The following is a 16033-nucleotide window of genomic DNA, read 5'->3' on the forward strand; positions in this document are numbered from 1 at the left end:
GATCACAAAGATGAGCAAAAGCCTGAAACGCGTGAAACAGGCACTGCAGGACGCGGGCGTAGAAACCATCGTTCTGGAGATGTCGACAGAAACCCGGACCGCGCAGCAGGCGGCAGATGCGGCCGGGTGTCATCTGGATCAGATTGCCAAGTCGATCATTTTTCGCGGGGAAAATTCGGACAAAGCCATCCTTTTTATCACCGCGGGCGGAAATCAGGTGGATCATGACAAGGCATCGCAGCTGGCCGGTGAGCCACTGGGCAAAGCCGACGCCGGTCTGATCCGCGCGCAGACGGGGTTTGCCATCGGCGGGGTCGCCCCGGTCGGGCATCTTTCCCCGATCCGGTCGTTTCTGGACAAACGTCTGCTTGAGTTCCCATTGGTCTATGCCGCCGGAGGCACGCCGCGACATATATTTTCGATCGTTCCGACGGATTTACATGACCTGACAGGGGCAGAAATCTCTGATTTCATTATATAAAAAGCCTAATGTAAATTAATTTTACATTAACTCTTGATTGTACCAAACAGCATTCCAATATCTGTTATGTGAAAAGCATTCACATCAACATTCAGATGGAGAGTTCAATGACCCCCGCCCCCGCAACCTCAGATGCGATGCACAGCAACGCAGGTTGGTTCACCCGCACCGAACACTGGATGGATCAGCGCGGCAAAGGTGCCTGGATCGCGGCCATGATCCTTGGCTTTGTCTTTTTCTGGCCCCTTGGTCTGGCCATTCTTGCCTATATGATCTGGAGTAAACGCATGTTTTCAGGCTCTTGCAACCGCCGCGTCAAACGCACGATGATGACCCATAAATCAAGTGGTAACAGCGCCTTTGATGCCTATAAAAACGAAACCCTCAGACGGCTGGAAGAAGAACAGGCCAGCTTTGAGAAGTTTCTGGAACGGCTGCGTGACGCCAAGGACAAGGCCGAATTCGACCAGTTCATGGACGAACGTGCAAAATCCGCACAAAACGGCGAAGACGCCGCCTGATCGGAAAACCAAGGCAGCCCCAGGGCGGGGTTGCCCCTTTTATTCCATAGCGAAAAAGCACATATCGACATGATGAGTTACGAAAACCCATATCGCGGCCTGCCCGATCCGGACTATCAGTCTGAATTTTACAGCGACATTCCCACAAAGCGGTTTTTCGCATGGGTCGTCGATGTTTTCATCGTGACCCTCATCGTGACGGTGATCAGTTTGCTGTCACTGGGTGTCGGGTTTTTCTTTTTCTTCCTGCTGATGTTCCTGATCGGGTTTGCCTATCGGGTCATCACGCTGTCGGGTCAGTCTGCGACGCTTGGTATGCGTCTGGTCGCGATTGAGCTGCGCACGTCCTCGGGCAGCAAGTTTGATACCGGAATGGCGTTTTTGCACACCATTGGGTATTACATGTCCATGGGTTTTGCTCTGGCCCAATTCGTTTCAATCATTCTGATGCTGGCTACCCCAAGACGGCAAGGGCTGACCGACCATGTCCTGGGAACCGTGGCCCTGAACCGCGCCGCAGAAAGCTGATTGAATTATATTTGGCAAAGGTCTTTGATGCGTCATAACAACTAGGGGTTGGCGGACGCAGATTCGGTTGCTAACCTTTGGCAACTCAATTTCGACAGGTTCCATGCGCCACACCCTACCGATTGCACCGCAGTTCTATGTGACAGCACCACAGCCCTGCCCCTATCTGGATGGCCGGATGGAGCGGAAACTGTTTACCGCGCTGCAGGGTGAACATGCTGAAAAACTGAATGATGGCTTGTCGAAACAAGGCTTTCGTCGATCGCAGAATGTGCTTTACCGCCCGTCCTGTGCTGATTGTGCGGCCTGTATGTCGGCCCGGATCAAGGTCGCTGATTTTGAGCCCTCGCGCAGTCAGAAGCGCACGATGAAACGCAACGGACATCTGCAGCGCGTGGCCTCAAGCCCATGGGCGACCGAAGAACAATACGAGCTATTCCGCAGATATCTGGACAGTCGCCACGCCGACGGTGGCATGGCCGATATGGATATCTTTGAATTTGCAGCGATGATCGAAGAAACGCCAATCCGCAGCCGGATTATCGAATATGCGACGGCGACACATGATCCCGATCAGAAAAATGACCTGACGGCGGTCTGTCTGACCGATGTTCTGGATGACGGGTTAAGTATGGTTTACTCGTTTTATGATCCCGAACAGGCCCGCAATTCAATCGGCACTTATATCATACTGGACCATATCGAAATCGCACGGGAAGCCGGTTTGCCCTATGTATACTTGGGCTATTGGGTCCCAGGGTCGCCCAAGATGGGATATAAGGCCAAATTTTCCGGTCTTGAGGTCTATCGCAAAGGTGCCTGGGAAACGATGGCCGACCCCGAGGCCTATTCGTCAGACACCCATCCGCTATCAGTGGACCCGATTGCAGAACAGGTCGCTCGGATCAGCCTGCCAGACACGCGTGGCTAAGGATATTATCTTTAAAATCCGCAATATTCAGAGGGCAGCGGCCGTCCGCGGGTGGGCGTGAAGCGCCCGCCGTCGTGCTGCAAGCACGCCTTCGGCGTGACGGGGGGCGGTCGGGCGCTGCCCGGTGTTTCACACCGGGCGATTGGTCTCAAGATCAGTGTTCTAGGCGTGTTGATGCGCCGAAATGGGTCGCATTAAAGCCACCACCCAAAGCGCGGCCAGTCCAAAGGACGCAATCGCGTTCCATCCGGCCATCGAAATCCCCAGAATCTGCCATGCGATTTCGTCACACATGACGATGCCCGGTCCCTCCAGCGACAGCAGTTGATCGCCGCTTAGACCGCTCAGCGAACCGCCAGAACAGGATGCCGGACCGGGCCACCAGGCCTGTTCGACCCCCACATGATAGACCCCGATACCAGCGGTTGTCAGGGCCGCCAATGCGCCAAGCCCAGTCCAGACCCGGGGATAGAAGCCCGTCAGAACCAAAGCCCCCAGCACCACCGCCGCCATATGCGGCCAGCGTTGCCAATAGCACATCTGGCAGGGCGCCAGACCACCAATGTACTCAAACCCCCAGGCCCCAAGCAGCAACCCAAGCGACCCCGCCGCGGCAAGTAAGGAAAGCGATGTGCGTGTCACAGGTATCTCACCAGAAAGAAGCCCCCAAGCAACAGGACAACAAACAGGGTAAACATAAGACCAAGCCGCTTTTCAATGAAATCACGAATTGGTGCCCCGAAGAAGTAAAGCAGCCCCGCCACGATGAAAAACCGCCCACCGCGCGCGATGATCGAGGTCACGATAAAGGTACCCAGTGGCATCCCCGTCCAACCCGACATGATCGTGATGACCTTATAGGGAAAGGGTGTCAGACCCGCGATCAGAACGGCCCAGAACCCGAAATCGTTGAAACGTTCGTTGAAGGCTTCGATCGTGTCAGCCTTGCCAAGCGCCGTCAGAACCGGCTCACCAATCGCCTCATAGAAAAACGCGCCGATGGCATAACCTGCCAGACCGCCCAGCACCGATGAGACCAGCGCAACAAAGGCAATCAACCAGGCCCGTGACGGACGCGCCAGGATCATCGGGATCATCAGCACATCGGGCGGGATGGGAAAGACCGAACTTTCGATGAAAGACACAAAGGCCAGAACCCAAAGCGCACGCGGATGATCGGCCAGCGAAATCGTCCAGTCATAAAGGCGTCTTAACATCCACGGGCTCCTGCTCTTTTGGCCCATAGGACACGGGCCGCAGCTTAGGTCAAGATCGCCTTACAATTCTCGGCAAGAGTGTTCCCAGGCGCCCACGTGGATCAGATGACATCCGCCACTGCACGCGCAATCACGCGTTCTTCGTCCGTCGGGATAACCAGAACGCGGGTCGGGCCCGCCTGAATTTCAGGCGCATTGTCCTGATTGGCGGCGTCATCGACAGATAGGCCCAGCCACTCCATCCCGTCGCAGACCCGTGCGCGGATGTTGCGGGCGTTTTCGCCGATGCCACCGCAGAACACCAACGCGTCTAGCCCGCCCAGAACGGCGGCCATCGCCCCCAGTTCTCGCCGAATGCGGAAGACGAAATAATCAATCGCCTGGGCCGCGGCAGGATCGTCCGAGCCTTCCAGATCGCGCATATCGTGACTGACGCCCGACATGCCCTTCAGCCCGCTTTCCTTATACAGCATCGTGCTGATCTGATCGGCATCCATGCCCTCCTGATCCATCATGTAAAGCATCACACCCGGATCAAGCTGACCGCATCGCGTGCCCATCGGCAGACCGTCCAGCGCGGAAAAGCCCATGGTCGATCCCATGCTGCGCCCGGCCTTGACCGCGCACATCGATGCGCCATTGCCCAGATGCGCGATGACTACACGACCGTCGGCCAGATCCGGATAAAGGCGCGCGACCTCGCCCGAGACAAAATCATACGACAGCCCGTGAAACCCGTACCGCCGCACGCCTTTTTCATAATACCGGCGCGGCAGGGCAAAGGTGTCGTTCACAAAGGGATGCCCGCGGTGAAAGGCTGTGTCGAAACACCCGATCTGCACGGCCTGTGGAAAGGCCAGGATCGCGGCGTGAACAGCGGCCAGGTTATGCGGCTGGTGCAGCGGGGCCAGCGGTGTCAGTTCCGCCAGTTTCATCAAGACATCGCCGGTCAGCACCTGCGGTTTGTCAAACGTAATCCCGCCGTGCACGATCCGGTGGCCAACGCCCGCGACCGCCCTGCCCTGCAGGACCGGCTCAAGCAGGTCCAGTATCGCCTGCACGCCCGCCTCATGATCCGGCGCCACCACGGGTTCGCGTCGATCGCCGAAGACCATTTCAGCGTCGCGCCCCAGATTATCGATCTGCCCGCGCGCCAGTTCAACCGGATCATCCGTGCCCTGATAAACCGCGAATTTGATCGAGGATGACCCCGCATTCAGCGTCAGGATCGCGTTCACACCGCGACCCTCGCCGCGTGCAGGGCGGCCACGGCGCAGGATGCCAGCCGCGCTTTGTCGTCATCGGCACGGCTGTTCAGGATCACAGGGCAACGCGCGCCCATCACAACACCGCCCGCCTCGGCATGGGCGATAAAGGTCAGTTGCTTGGCCAGCATGTTGCCGGTTTCCATATTCGGCGCGACCAGAATTTCGGCACGCCCCGCCACCAGCGATTTGATGCCCTTGGTCATGGCCGCATCCAGATCGATGGCATTGTCCATCGCCAGCGGCCCATCCACGATACCGCCCTTGATCTGGCCACGATCTGCCATCTTGGAAAGGATCGCCGCATCAAGCGTGGACTGGATCGCGGGGTTCACGACCTCAACCGCCGACAGGATGCCGACCTTGGGTTCAGGCATGCCCAGCGAATGCGCCAGATCAATCGCGTTCTGGATGATATCCACCTTCGTCTTCAGATCAGGATAGATGTTGATCGCCGCATCCGTGACCAGCAAAAGATGATCCAGACCAGGTACATCCATCACGAAGATATGGCTTAGACGACGCCCCATCCGCAGCCCGCCATCGCTTTTGATCACGTGCTTCAGCAGCACGTCGGTATGCAAATGCCCCTTCATCACCGCCTTTGCACGGCCTTCGTGCACCAGGGCCACACCACGGGCCGCCGCCGCGCCATGATCAGGGATATGTTCGATGACCAGATCACTGATATCCGCGCCCAGGGCGTCGGCGGCCGCTTCGATCTTGGCCTGATCGCCGATCAGAATGGGCGTGATCAGCGTATGATCGCGGCCCAGCAATGCCCCCCCGAGCGAGCTTTTGCCTTCGGGGCAGACCACCGCCGTCGGAATGGGCGGCAGGGGTTCGGCCAGTTCCAGCAAACGGTCAAAATGCATATGCTTTTGCACCGTCAGGCCAGGCACGTCATCGGCTGTAAACGACTGGTCCGACGTGGGGGCCGTAACCTCGGCCACACCTTCGACGACACGCGCCCCATCCTGATGTTCGACCCATGTGTCAAAACGGGCCAGATTATCAGGCCCCTTTTCGACCAGCTTGACCTTGGCGACAAGCTGATCACCGGCATGGGCGCGGCCCACAAAATTCAGGGTCTGACTTTTATAAAGCGTCCCCGGCCCCGGCAGCTGATTGCCCAGAACGGCCGAGATCAGCGAAGCAACCCAGATCGACGGTGCCACGGCCTCGGGCCGACCATCGCCATCGCCGTCCTCTTTCGGCAGGTGCATCGGGTTCAGATTGCCGGAATTATTAGCAAAAACATACAGATCATCGGCCACGCAAAGGCGCTCGCTCTGCGCCTCCATCCCGATTTCAAGCTTGTCGTAAGGCGTGTTGGCAAAAACGGCCATGCGGTCGTTCTCCTTTTAAAATGAATGGGTTAAGCCCTTCTACGAATAGAAAAAAGCCTGATTATTGATCAGAATAATACGGATAGCTATCAGTCCTATGAAGGCCACTAGCGGCGCCAGATCTATGCCGGGCGTATTTGGCAGAATACGGCGGATTGGGGCATAAATCGGCTCAAGCAAGCGGTTCAGACCGTTCCAGATTTGCCCGACAGTCGGCTGATAAGGATTGATGACCTGAAAGGTGATCAGCCAGCTCATGATGATATGAATGATCATGATGAAATAGGCGACATTAACAATTAACATCAAAATCATGTAAATCGACTGCATCCGCGGGTCCTCTTGTTTCGTCACCACACCTAAGTCGCCCTTATGCCCGCCGCAAGAACCTTCCGTAAAGTCAAAGTTGACCACAGCGTAAATCGGGGCAATTTGGCGGGCGAAAGGATTTTGTCATGTATCCCTTTGTCAGAATGATTAAAGAACTGGCGGTGAACAGAAAATCACCGCCGCTGCCCCTGATGGGGATGCATGTCAGCCACCACATCTGCTGGCCCTGGGACCTGGATATGTGGATGGAGCTGAACAACGGCCGCACCCTGACCCTATACGATCTGGGCCGCCTGCCGCTGGCGCAGCGTGTGGGGCTGTTTTCGGCGCTGCGGCGGGAAAAATGGGGGCTGACGATGGCCGGCGTCACGGTCCGCTATCGCCGCCGCATCCATGCGTTCGAAAAGATCGAGATGCGCAGCAACACGCTGTTCTGGGACGATAAATTCATCTATATCGAACAATCGCTTTGGAAAAAGAACGGCGAATGCGCCAGCCACGCGCTTTATCGTTCTGCGGTCACGGATAAGAACGGCATCGTCACACCCGAGCGCGTCCTGGCCGCGATCGGCGCCGATGACAGCGCGCCGGACTGCCCCGACTGGGTTGCCGCCTGGATTGATGCCGAAGCGCAACGCCCCTGGCCGCCAAATCAAAACCCCGCGCCCAACTGACAAGCTTTACTTGCGATGCCTGCGCTTTGCCTGTCTTATCGCGGTGATTTTGAAGGCAGGTCATAAATGGCAGAGATAGCGCTGAAAAAGCGGATTTGGGGCTGGATGGCATTCGATTGGGCCAGCCAGCCGTACTACACTTTGGGGCTGACATTCATTTTCGGCCCTTACTTCGCGGGCGTCGCGGCCGAATATTTCATCGCGGGCGGCATGGCCGAACAGGATGCCGACGCGCGGACGCAAAGCCTGTGGTCCTTTAGTCAAATGGTCGCTGGTCTTTTCATCGCCTTTACCGCGCCGGTTCTGGGGGCCTTTGCCGATGCCAGCGGGCGCAAGATCCCATGGATCGCCTTCTTTTCCGTCATCTACATCGGTGCCGCCTGGTCCCTGTGGTGGCTTTACCCTGATGGGCGCGGGCTGTGGCTAACACTGATCCTGTTCTATGTGGGGTTCATCGCCGCAGAATCCGCCCTGAATTTCGTCAACGCGATCCTGCCGTCCCTTGGCAGTGATGATGAGGTCGGCCGTATATCAGGTTCCGGCCTGGCCGTCGGGTACTGGGGGGGCGTATTTGGGCTGATTGTCATGCTGTTGTTCTTTGTCGAACAGGATAGTGGCAAAACGCTGATCGGTCTTGATCCAGCTTTCGGTTTTGATGCCGAGGCCCGTGAAGGCACCCGCTTTATCGGGCCGTTCATCGCGATGTGGTACGCAATTTTCATCATCCCCTTCTTCATGTGGGTGCGGGATGACAAACTGCCAAACAAACCTAAAATCCCTGCAAAACAGGTGATGACAGACCTGTGGGCCACCATCAAATCCGTCTTTCGCCGCAAAAGCCTAGGGTCGTTTCTGCTGTCGTCCATGCTATACCGCGATGCGCTGAATGCGATGTACACCTTTGGCGGGGTCTATGCGCGACTTGTGCTGGAATGGTCGCTGACCATGATCGGCATCTTTGGGATCATCGGCGCGATCACGGCAGCGGTTACATCCTATGTCGGCGGGTTCTTTGACCGCAAGCTTGGGCCCAAGCCAGTGATCCGGGTCTGCATCTATGTACTTGTGGCCGTGGGCGTCGTCATCGTCAGCATGTCGCGCAGTCAGATCTTTGGCATCCCCTTGCCCGAAGGATCGATTGTGCCCGATGTCATCTTCTTTCTCTGCGGGGCGGGCATTGGCGGTGCGGGCGGTGCGCTTTTCGCATCATCCAGGTCCATGATGGTGCGTCACGCAAACCCCAATCGCCCGACCGAAGCCTTCGGCCTTTTTGCACTGTCGGGCAAGGCCACCGCATTCCTGGCGCCGGCCATGATCGCGCTGTTCACGTGGGTCTTCAACAGCAATCAACTTGGCTTTATTCCGGTCATCTTTCTCTTTATTTTAGGGCTGATTTTGCTACGCTGGGTCAACGCAGACGGAGACAAAGCAGAATGGTCCGCTTCCTTGGCATCCTCATCGCGATCACCCTAACGCTGCCTTTGGCGGCAGAGCCACCGGCCAAACAGCAGTTCGGGGCCAAAGATCGCGCGTCGCGGCAAAATCCGGCCCCCTTGGGCAGCTATTCACGCGGGTGTCTTGCCGGTGCCGAAGAACTGCCTGAAAGCGGACCGACATGGCAGGCCATGCGCTTGTCGCGCAACCGCAACTGGGGCCACCCGGACGCAATTGAATTCGTCAAGGATCTCAGTCGGTTCGCCGCAAGCCAGCCCGGTTGGAACGGGCTTTATGTGGGCGATATTTCGCAGCCCCGCGGGGGTCCGATGCTGACGGGGCACCGCAGTCACCAGATGGGGCTGGATATCGACATCTGGATGCGCCCGGCAACCAACCTGAACCTGACCCGTGGCCAACGCGAAAACCTGTCGTCCATCTCAACCCGCCGGGCCAAGGGCGCCTATGTCAACGAAAACTGGACACGTCAGCATCATGAAATTCTGAAAGCCGCTGCAAGTGACAGCCGGGTTGCCCGAATCTTTGTCTTTCCCGGCGCGAAGGTGCAAATGTGCAAAGACGCCCGCGGCAACCGCGACTGGCTGCGCAAAATCCGGCCATGGTGGGGGCATCACTACCATTTCCACGTCCGCCTGAACTGCCCCCGCGGGTCACGGGGATGCGTCGAACAGGACCCGATCCCGCGGGGCGATGGCTGCAAACAGGCGGAAGAATGGGTGAAAAACATCCTCAATCCCCCCAAACCTGATCCAAACGCCCCGGCCCCACAGCGCCGGCGTGAGCTGCGTTTGTCCGATTTGCCCACACAATGCCGCACGGTGTTGTCATCGCGTTAAACTTATCCCTATAGACGCAACGCTATGAGTCTTCGTTTTCTGGCGACACTTGCTGTTGCGCTATTACCTACACTAGCACTGGCTGATCAGGCCGTCTTTTCCGGTCGCCTGACGCTGGTGCATCCGTCGGATGCCTTCGGCGGGCTATCCGGCTTTGATCTGTCGCCGGACGGCACCCGGTTCAGTGTTGTCAGCGATCGCGGGCGGCTGTTTCAGGGCCAATTGCTGCGCGAAAATGGCAAACTGAGCGAGGCCCGCTTCAACGCCGACATATCCCTGCGCGACACCGACAATCAGACCGTCTCGAAATTCCTGTCTGACGCCGAGGGTCTGGCGATCCGTCCCGACGGCCGCATCTTTATTTCCTTCGAGCAATACCACCGCATCTGGACCTACAGCGCCCCGACATCTCAGGCCGCCTGGCTGCCGCGGCACCCTGATTTCAAGACGATGCAGGATAATTCATCGCTGGAAGCATTGGCAATAGATGCACGCGGCAGGCTTTATGCCATCCCTGAACGATCCGGCGATCTGAACCGCCCCTTTCCCGTTTATCGCTATAGCCGGGGGGCGTGGAGCATTCCTTTCACCCTGCCCCGACGTGATCATTTTCTGCCTGTGGGCGCCGATATCGGCCCGGACGGAAAGCTCTATCTATTGGAACGGCATTTCACCGGCCTTGCCTTTGCCAGCCGTGTCAGACGGTTTGATCTGGATGGTGGGAATGAGCAGACCCTGCTGACAACCCTGCCCCGCAAGCATGACAATCTGGAAGGTCTGGCGGTCTGGCGGGATCAGGCGGGTCAGATACGCCTGACCATGGTGTCCGACAACAATTTCCGCTTTTTTCAGATCAGTGAAGTTGTGGAATATCGGGTTGTGGACTGAAACATAGTCCTGCCCGACCCCTCGAAACACTCTGCCACCCTATCTCCGCCCAGTGGAACCACCGGGCCGCGCCGCCCTGGGGGGGCGGGTCGGTCGCGGCCCTAAGTTCATTGCGTCTAAGCCACAGTTTGTCAGCGATAAGATTTCCTTAAATCAAGATTTCGACGACTCAAGCGGAACAACAGTCCCGTCGTCCTCAACCTGCACGTCCTCAAAGTCAAAGTTATCCAACCGCCGCGCGCGTTTCCCTGCTTTTTCAGCCGAAATCTTGATCTCGGTTATATCCTTCGCCGCCTGTCCAAAGTGGCGATCAAGATTTTCGACCCGCGTGCCCAGACGGTCGACATCGGCATAAAGCAGACCCAGTTCCTTACGAATGGCCCCGGCCTGTTCGCGCATCCGGGCGTCTTTCAGAATAGCGCGCATCGTGTTCAGCGTGGCCATGCAGGTCGTGGGTGACACGATCCACACACGCGCCTCGAACCCTTCGCGCACAATAGCGGGAAAATTGGCGTGCAATTCGGCATAAACGGCCTCGGACGGCAGGAACATCAGCGCGCCGTCAGCCGTTTCGCCTTCGATAATGTAACGTTCCGATATCGCCTTGATATGCGTTTTGACGGCTATGCGCAGGGCTTTGGCGGCCTCGTTCAGCTCCCAATCGGTGGTGGCACTGCGCAGCGCCTCATAGGCCTCAAGCGGGAATTTTGAGTCAATCGCGATCGGCCCCGGCGGGTTCGGCAGATGGATCAGACAATCGGCCCGCTTGCCGTTCGACAGCGTCGCCTGCAGGGTATAGCTGTCCGATGGCAGCGCCTTGCTGACGATATCATTCAGCTGGATTTCCCCAAAGGCCCCGCGGGTCTGTTTGTTTGACAGAATATCCTGCAGGCTAAGAACATCGCCCGACAGCTTTGTAATGTTTTCCTGCGCCTTATCAATAGTTTGCAACCGCTGCTGCAGATCCCCCAACGACTGCGCCGTTCGACGGGTCGAGGTCTGAAGGTTTTCGTTCATCTGCTGTGTCACCGCGCCCAGACGCTGCTCCATCAGTTGCAGCATATTCGCCTGACTGGCCGCCTGCGCCTCGCTCACATGAGTCAACCCACCGGCCAACTGCTGTTGCCCGTCGCTTAGCATCTGCACCCGCTGCCCCAGCCCCTGCATCTGCATCGCCAGCGGTTCGGCCAGCCGCGCCGACCGTCCCGCCGCCCGCACCGCCATAATCAGCAGAATGAAGATCAGTACCAGGGCCCCCGCCCCGGCCAAGACCGCCAGAACCAGCGGGTCCTGAAAACTGTGTGTCTGATCACCGATCTGAATCATGTGCGGCCAAACAGTTTTTCGATATCGGAAAGCTTCAGTTCCACATAGGTCGGCCGCCCATGGTTGCATTGCCCCGAATGCGGCGTCGCCTCCATCTCGCGCAGCAGGGCGTTCATTTCATCGCCACGCAAGCGGCGCCCTGTGCGCACCGATCCATGACAGGCCACGCGGCTCAGGATCGCCTCGATCCGATCCTGCAGTGATTGCGTTTCGCCCAGATCGGACAGTTCATCCAGAATATCATGGATCAGCGCCCTGGCATCGACCTGACCCAAGATCGCAGGGGTTTCGCGCACCGCCACCGCACCCCCGCCAAAGGCTTCGATGCCCAGACCGAACCGCTGCAAATCATCCGCCCGCGCCAGTAAGGCCGCGCAATCGCTGTCGGACAGCTCAACAATTTCCGGGATCAGCAGCGCCTGCGCCGCCACGCCGGTTTCAGCCATCTGTCGTTTCAGCTTTTCATAGACCAGACGTTCGTGGGCCGCGTGGGCATCGACGATCACCACCCCATCCGCGGTCTGGGAAATGATATAGTTTTCATGCACATGCGCCCGCGCCGCGCCCAAGGGGTGGTTCGGTTCATCCTGGGCCACCTCTTCCACGCGGGCAAAAACCTGGGCCGTTTCCTGAAACCCCGGCGACTGCAGATCATAGGACGCCTGTCGCGCGGCGGGGCTTGGCCGATCCATCTGATAGACGCGCGCGCCCGTCGGTTCCGGTCGCATCGCCCCCAATGTCGCGTCCGCCACGGTGGTCGATGCCCGGTGCCCCGCCTCGGCCAGTGCATGGCGCAGACCTGATACAATCAGCCCGCGCACCACGCCCGGTTCGCGAAAACGCACCTCGGATTTTGCGGGATGCACGTTGACGTCGACCCGCTGTGGGTCGCAATCGATGAACAGACAGGCCGCAGGATGACGGTCACGGCTTAAAAAATCGGAATAGGCCGCGCGCAAGGCGCCGATCAGCTGCTTGTCACGCACGGGCCTGCCGTTCACAAAGAAAAACTGCGCCACTGCTGAGCCACGCGAATAGGTCGGAAGGGCGGCGTAGCCCGACAGATGCACCCCTTCGCGTTCGGTATCGATCCGCAGGGCGTTTTCGGCAAAATCCGCGCCCAGAACCCGTGACAACCGCCCATGCAGCGCATCAAACAGATCGCCGGTTTCCGCATCCGCGCGAAAGGTCACGCGGCCTTCACCGCCGTCACTGACATCGCGCAGGGTAAAGCTGACAAAAGGTTCGGCCATCGCAAGACGCTTGACAATATCCGATATCGCCTGGCTTTCCGCCCGGTCTGACCGCATGAATTTCAGCCGCGCAGGTGTGGCGTAGAACAGATTGCGCAGTTCAACAATCGTGCCCTGGCTAAGCGCCGCGGGTCGGACGGGCTGCATCTGACCACCGGCGACAGCGATTTGCGCGGCGTCTTGCCCCGCCATCCGCGATGTGATCGTCAGCCGCCCCACCGCGCCAAGCGACGGCAGCGCCTCGCCCCGGAACCCGAAGGTGTGGATGTTCAACAGGTCCGATCCATCGATCTTTGACGTCGCATGCCGCGACAAGGCCAGCGGCAGATCGTCCGCAGACATCCCGCAGCCATCGTCGGTCACCCGGATCAGCGATTTGCCCCCATCGGCAATCGCCACCTCGATCCGCGTGGCACCGGCATCCAAGGCATTCTCAACCAGCTCTTTCACGGCCGAGGCGGGGCGTTCCACAACCTCGCCCGCGGCGATGCGATTGACAGCGGCTTCGTCCAGCTGACGAATGACCGGTTTTTGGCTTATTTTGGGGTCTGAAAGCACCATAGCACTATGGATAGCATAGGATGCTTTCACTTGACCAGCGGTGATTGGGCCAAAAAGCCCCTATTCGCGCACCAGTTTTTCATAGCCTTCAGCGATGTTCCGGGCCAGCGCACCGACCTCGAAATTGTAATCGCCAATCTGCCCCACCGGCGTGACCTCGGCCGCGGTGCCGGTCAGCCAGCATTGTTCAAAGCTTTCAAGCTCTTCCGGCATGATGTGGCGTTCGTGCACCTTGACCTGACGATCCCGCAACATGCCAATCACGGTCTGCCGGGTGATCCCGTTTAAAAAGCAATCGGGGTCCGGCGTATGAACCTCACCATCTTTCACAAAGAAGATGTTCGCGCCCGTCGCCTCGGCCACGTAACCGCGATAGTCGAACATCATGGCATCGGCGCAGCCCTTCGCCTCGGCCGCGTGTTTCGACATGGTGCAGATCATGTAAAGACCGGCCGCCTTGGCATGACTGGGGATCGTTTCGGGGCTGGGGCGTTTCCATTTGCTGATGTCCAGCTTGGCGCCTTTGTATTTACTGTCGCCATAATAGGCGCCCCATTCCCAGGCCGCGATCGCCAGACGGACAGGATTGCGGGTCGAGGCGACGCCCATATCCTCACCCGCGCCACGCCAGGCCACAGCGCGTACATAGGCGTCGCTAAGGCCATTGGCCGTCAAAACCTGCTGTTTCGCCGCCTCAATTTCATCCACCGTCCAGGGAATTTCGAAATCGATCATATTGGCCGAGGCATGCAGCCGTTCGGAATGCTTGCGTGATTCAAAGATCTTGCCACCATAGGCGCGCTCGCCCTCGAACACGCTTGAGGCATAATGCATGGCATGCGTCAGAATATGCACATTCGCGTCGCGCCATTCGATCAGCTGACCATCCATCCAGATCTTGCCATCGCGATCATCATATCCAGACATTTTCACTTCCTCGCCACAGTGATGTTTTCAATTATTTCGCAAAATAGGGCCACTTCGGACACAATATTGCGCAAAATCTGCAATTCGCTATCAATTGATTCTTGGAATGTCAACAACACTGACATAAACAGTGAAGAAAAGTAGATGGGTACGATTATGACAGATCCTTCGGGACAAAACAGTGGTGAAAGCCTTCTTTTTCTGACCGACGACCAATTGCGCAAAGGGATTGAGGCGATGTTTTTCGCCTATCGCGGGTTCACAGCCGATCCTGACCGTATTCTGGCGGAAAAATCCTATGGCCGCGCCCATCATCGGGCTATTCATTTCATTCACCGTTCACCCGGGACCACCGTCAATAATCTGCTGAATATCCTTGGGGTCACGAAGCAATCGCTTAATCGTGTTTTGCGCAGTCTGATCGAAGATGGTCTTGTCGAAAGCCGGGTGGGACAGAAAGATAAACGGGAAAGACATCTTTATTTGACCGACGCGGGCGAGGCGCTTGAACGCGAACTCAGCGATGCGCAACGCAGTCGTATGCGCGACGCCTACCGCCAGGCCGGACCGGATGCTGTTCAAGGGTTTCGTCAGGTGTTAGAAGCGATGATGGACCGGGACATGCGCAAGCACTTTCTTGCGATGAAGGATAAAAGTACATGAGTCTGGATGATGCCCATCTTTTGATTGTCGACGACGACGAACGCATTCGCGGGCTTTTGCAGAAGTATCTGATGCGCAACGGTTTTTTGGTCAGCGCCGCCCGCGATGCCGCCCACGCGCGACGGGTGCTGAGCGGCTTGGAATTTGATCTGATCGTGCTGGACGTGATGATGCCGGGCGAAGATGGTGTCACGCTGACCGCATCGCTGCGCGAAACCCTGTCGACGCCGATTTTACTGCTGACGGCAAAGGGCGAAACCGAAGACCGGATCAAGGGGTTAGAGGCCGGGGCGGATGACTATCTGACGAAACCCTTTGAACCCAAAGAGCTGTTGCTGCGCATCAACGCGATCCTGCGGCGCGTTCCGGAAAGCGAAAAAACCGATGAGCGGCCAAAGGTCCTGCATCTGGGTCAGATCCGGTATGACATCGAACGCGGCGAGATGTGGCAAGGCGAAGACCTGGTGCGCCTGACCGCGACCGAGGTGCAACTGATGCGCATCTTTTCCGCCTGCCCCGGCGAACCCGTCAGCCGCGCCAAACTGGTCGAGGATCTGGGCCGCGACAAGGGCCAGGCCCAGGAACGCGCCGTCGATGTTCAGATCACCCGGCTGCGCCGCAAGATCGAAAGCGACCCCAAACAACCTCGCTACCTGCAAACCGTCCGCGGCGCCGGATACATGCTGGCCCCAGACTGATCTGCCTGACTGATCCAAATGAGACGCGCTGACGCGCGTCACGTTTTTTATCTCGGGGCCTGAACGGCCCCTTGGGTTTGAGTATTTTCGGAACAATGAACTGTGATAGTGCATAACCAGCTGCAATTTT

At 57.9% G+C, this 16033-nt stretch carries 18 protein-coding genes; 10 read left to right on the forward strand and 8 right to left on the reverse strand.

Going from position 1 to position 16033, the window contains the following annotated elements; all coding sequences use genetic code 11:
* Positions 1-10 precede the first annotated feature (10 nt).
* The 4 genes from H7848_RS12075 (at position 11) to H7848_RS12090 (ending at position 2461) form a co-directional block, all read left to right on the forward strand.
* Positions 11-481 carry a YbaK/EbsC family protein gene (locus H7848_RS12075; protein WP_208351851.1) on the forward strand — a complete coding sequence of 157 codons (471 nt, stop codon included), beginning with the start codon at positions 11-13 and terminating at the stop codon, positions 479-481.
* A 107-nt stretch (positions 482-588) separates the two neighbouring features.
* Positions 589-1002, forward strand: coding sequence for a DUF2852 domain-containing protein (locus tag H7848_RS12080; protein WP_237072721.1), 414 nt, complete (start codon positions 589-591; stop codon positions 1000-1002).
* A 72-nt stretch (positions 1003-1074) separates the two neighbouring features.
* Positions 1075-1530, forward strand: a complete 456-nt coding sequence (locus tag H7848_RS12085) for an RDD family protein (RefSeq protein WP_208351857.1) — start codon at positions 1075-1077, stop codon at positions 1528-1530.
* Positions 1531-1633: 103 nt separating this feature from the next.
* Positions 1634-2461 (forward strand): arginyltransferase, encoded by an 828-nt coding sequence (locus tag H7848_RS12090; protein WP_208351860.1) that lies wholly within the window; start codon positions 1634-1636, stop codon positions 2459-2461.
* Positions 2462-2623: 162 nt separating this feature from the next.
* On the opposite strand, the gene H7848_RS12095 is transcribed toward H7848_RS12090, so the two are convergent.
* The 5 genes from H7848_RS12095 to H7848_RS12115 all read right to left on the reverse strand — a co-directional run bounded on the left by H7848_RS12095 (position 2624) and on the right by H7848_RS12115 (position 6622).
* Complete coding sequence (locus tag H7848_RS12095; RefSeq protein ID WP_208351862.1) at positions 2624-3103, reverse strand: disulfide bond formation protein B; 480 nt, start codon at positions 3101-3103, stop codon at positions 2624-2626.
* Positions 3100-3678, reverse strand: coding sequence for a YqaA family protein (locus H7848_RS12100; protein ID WP_208351864.1), 579 nt, complete (start codon positions 3676-3678; stop codon positions 3100-3102). Before H7848_RS12100 ends, H7848_RS12095 begins: the two co-directional genes overlap by 4 nt.
* A 101-nt stretch (positions 3679-3779) precedes the next feature.
* The gene (locus H7848_RS12105; protein ID WP_208351866.1) at positions 3780-4916 is read right to left on the reverse strand and encodes an acetate/propionate family kinase; all 1137 of its coding nucleotides are present in this window, start codon (positions 4914-4916) and stop codon (positions 3780-3782) included.
* Entirely contained in the window at positions 4913-6292 is a 1380-nt protein-coding gene (locus H7848_RS12110; protein ID WP_208351867.1) for a bifunctional enoyl-CoA hydratase/phosphate acetyltransferase, read from the reverse strand. Before H7848_RS12110 ends, H7848_RS12105 begins: the two co-directional genes overlap by 4 nt.
* Before the next feature lie 39 nt (positions 6293-6331).
* A complete protein-coding gene (locus H7848_RS12115) occupies positions 6332-6622 on the reverse strand; it encodes a YggT family protein (protein ID WP_208351869.1) in 291 nt (96 codons plus the stop codon).
* Between the two features lie 125 nt (positions 6623-6747).
* On the opposite strand from H7848_RS12115, the gene H7848_RS12120 reads away from it, so the two are divergent.
* The 4 genes from H7848_RS12120 (at position 6748) to H7848_RS12135 (ending at position 10475) form a co-directional block, all read left to right on the forward strand.
* Positions 6748-7296, forward strand: a complete 549-nt coding sequence (locus H7848_RS12120) for an acyl-CoA thioesterase (protein ID WP_208351871.1) — start codon at positions 6748-6750, stop codon at positions 7294-7296.
* Between the two features lie 66 nt (positions 7297-7362).
* Positions 7363-8769, forward strand: coding sequence for an MFS transporter (locus H7848_RS12125; RefSeq protein ID WP_208351873.1), 1407 nt, complete (start codon positions 7363-7365; stop codon positions 8767-8769).
* Positions 8730-9587 carry a penicillin-insensitive murein endopeptidase gene (gene mepA / locus H7848_RS12130; protein WP_208351875.1) on the forward strand — a complete coding sequence of 286 codons (858 nt, stop codon included), beginning with the start codon at positions 8730-8732 and terminating at the stop codon, positions 9585-9587. Before H7848_RS12125 ends, mepA begins: the two co-directional genes overlap by 40 nt.
* 24 nt (positions 9588-9611) lie before the next feature.
* Positions 9612-10475: an esterase-like activity of phytase family protein gene (locus tag H7848_RS12135; protein WP_208351876.1), complete on the forward strand. Its 864-nt coding sequence runs from the start codon at positions 9612-9614 to the stop codon at positions 10473-10475.
* A 153-nt stretch (positions 10476-10628) separates the two neighbouring features.
* Here the strand turns inward: H7848_RS12135 and H7848_RS12140 are convergent, their stop codons facing one another.
* From H7848_RS12140 to H7848_RS12150, 3 genes are read right to left on the reverse strand one after another with little or no spacing between them, the layout of a single operon-like run.
* On the reverse strand, positions 10629-11801 hold the full coding sequence (locus H7848_RS12140; RefSeq protein WP_208351878.1) for a DNA recombination protein RmuC: 1173 nt from the start codon (positions 11799-11801) through the stop codon (positions 10629-10631).
* Positions 11798-13615, reverse strand: coding sequence for a DNA mismatch repair endonuclease MutL (gene mutL, locus H7848_RS12145; protein ID WP_208351927.1), 1818 nt, complete (start codon positions 13613-13615; stop codon positions 11798-11800). The genes H7848_RS12140 and mutL overlap by 4 nt, the downstream gene beginning before the upstream one ends.
* Positions 13616-13675: 60 nt before the next feature.
* Positions 13676-14542 (reverse strand): branched-chain amino acid aminotransferase, encoded by an 867-nt coding sequence (locus tag H7848_RS12150; protein WP_208351880.1) that lies wholly within the window; start codon positions 14540-14542, stop codon positions 13676-13678.
* A 156-nt stretch (positions 14543-14698) separates the two neighbouring features.
* On the opposite strand from H7848_RS12150, the gene H7848_RS12155 reads away from it, so the two are divergent.
* Both H7848_RS12155 and H7848_RS12160 read left to right on the forward strand, forming a co-directional pair.
* A complete protein-coding gene (locus H7848_RS12155; RefSeq protein WP_208351882.1) occupies positions 14699-15205 on the forward strand; it encodes a MarR family winged helix-turn-helix transcriptional regulator in 507 nt (168 codons plus the stop codon).
* Positions 15202-15903, forward strand: a complete 702-nt coding sequence (locus tag H7848_RS12160) for a response regulator (RefSeq protein ID WP_208351884.1) — start codon at positions 15202-15204, stop codon at positions 15901-15903. Before H7848_RS12155 ends, H7848_RS12160 begins: the two co-directional genes overlap by 4 nt.
* Positions 15904-16033: the final 130 nt, after the last annotated feature.

The sequence above is a fragment of the Pseudaestuariivita rosea genome (assembly GCF_017592335.1).
Classification (GTDB): Bacteria; Pseudomonadota; Alphaproteobacteria; order Rhodobacterales; family Rhodobacteraceae; genus Parasulfitobacter; species Parasulfitobacter rosea.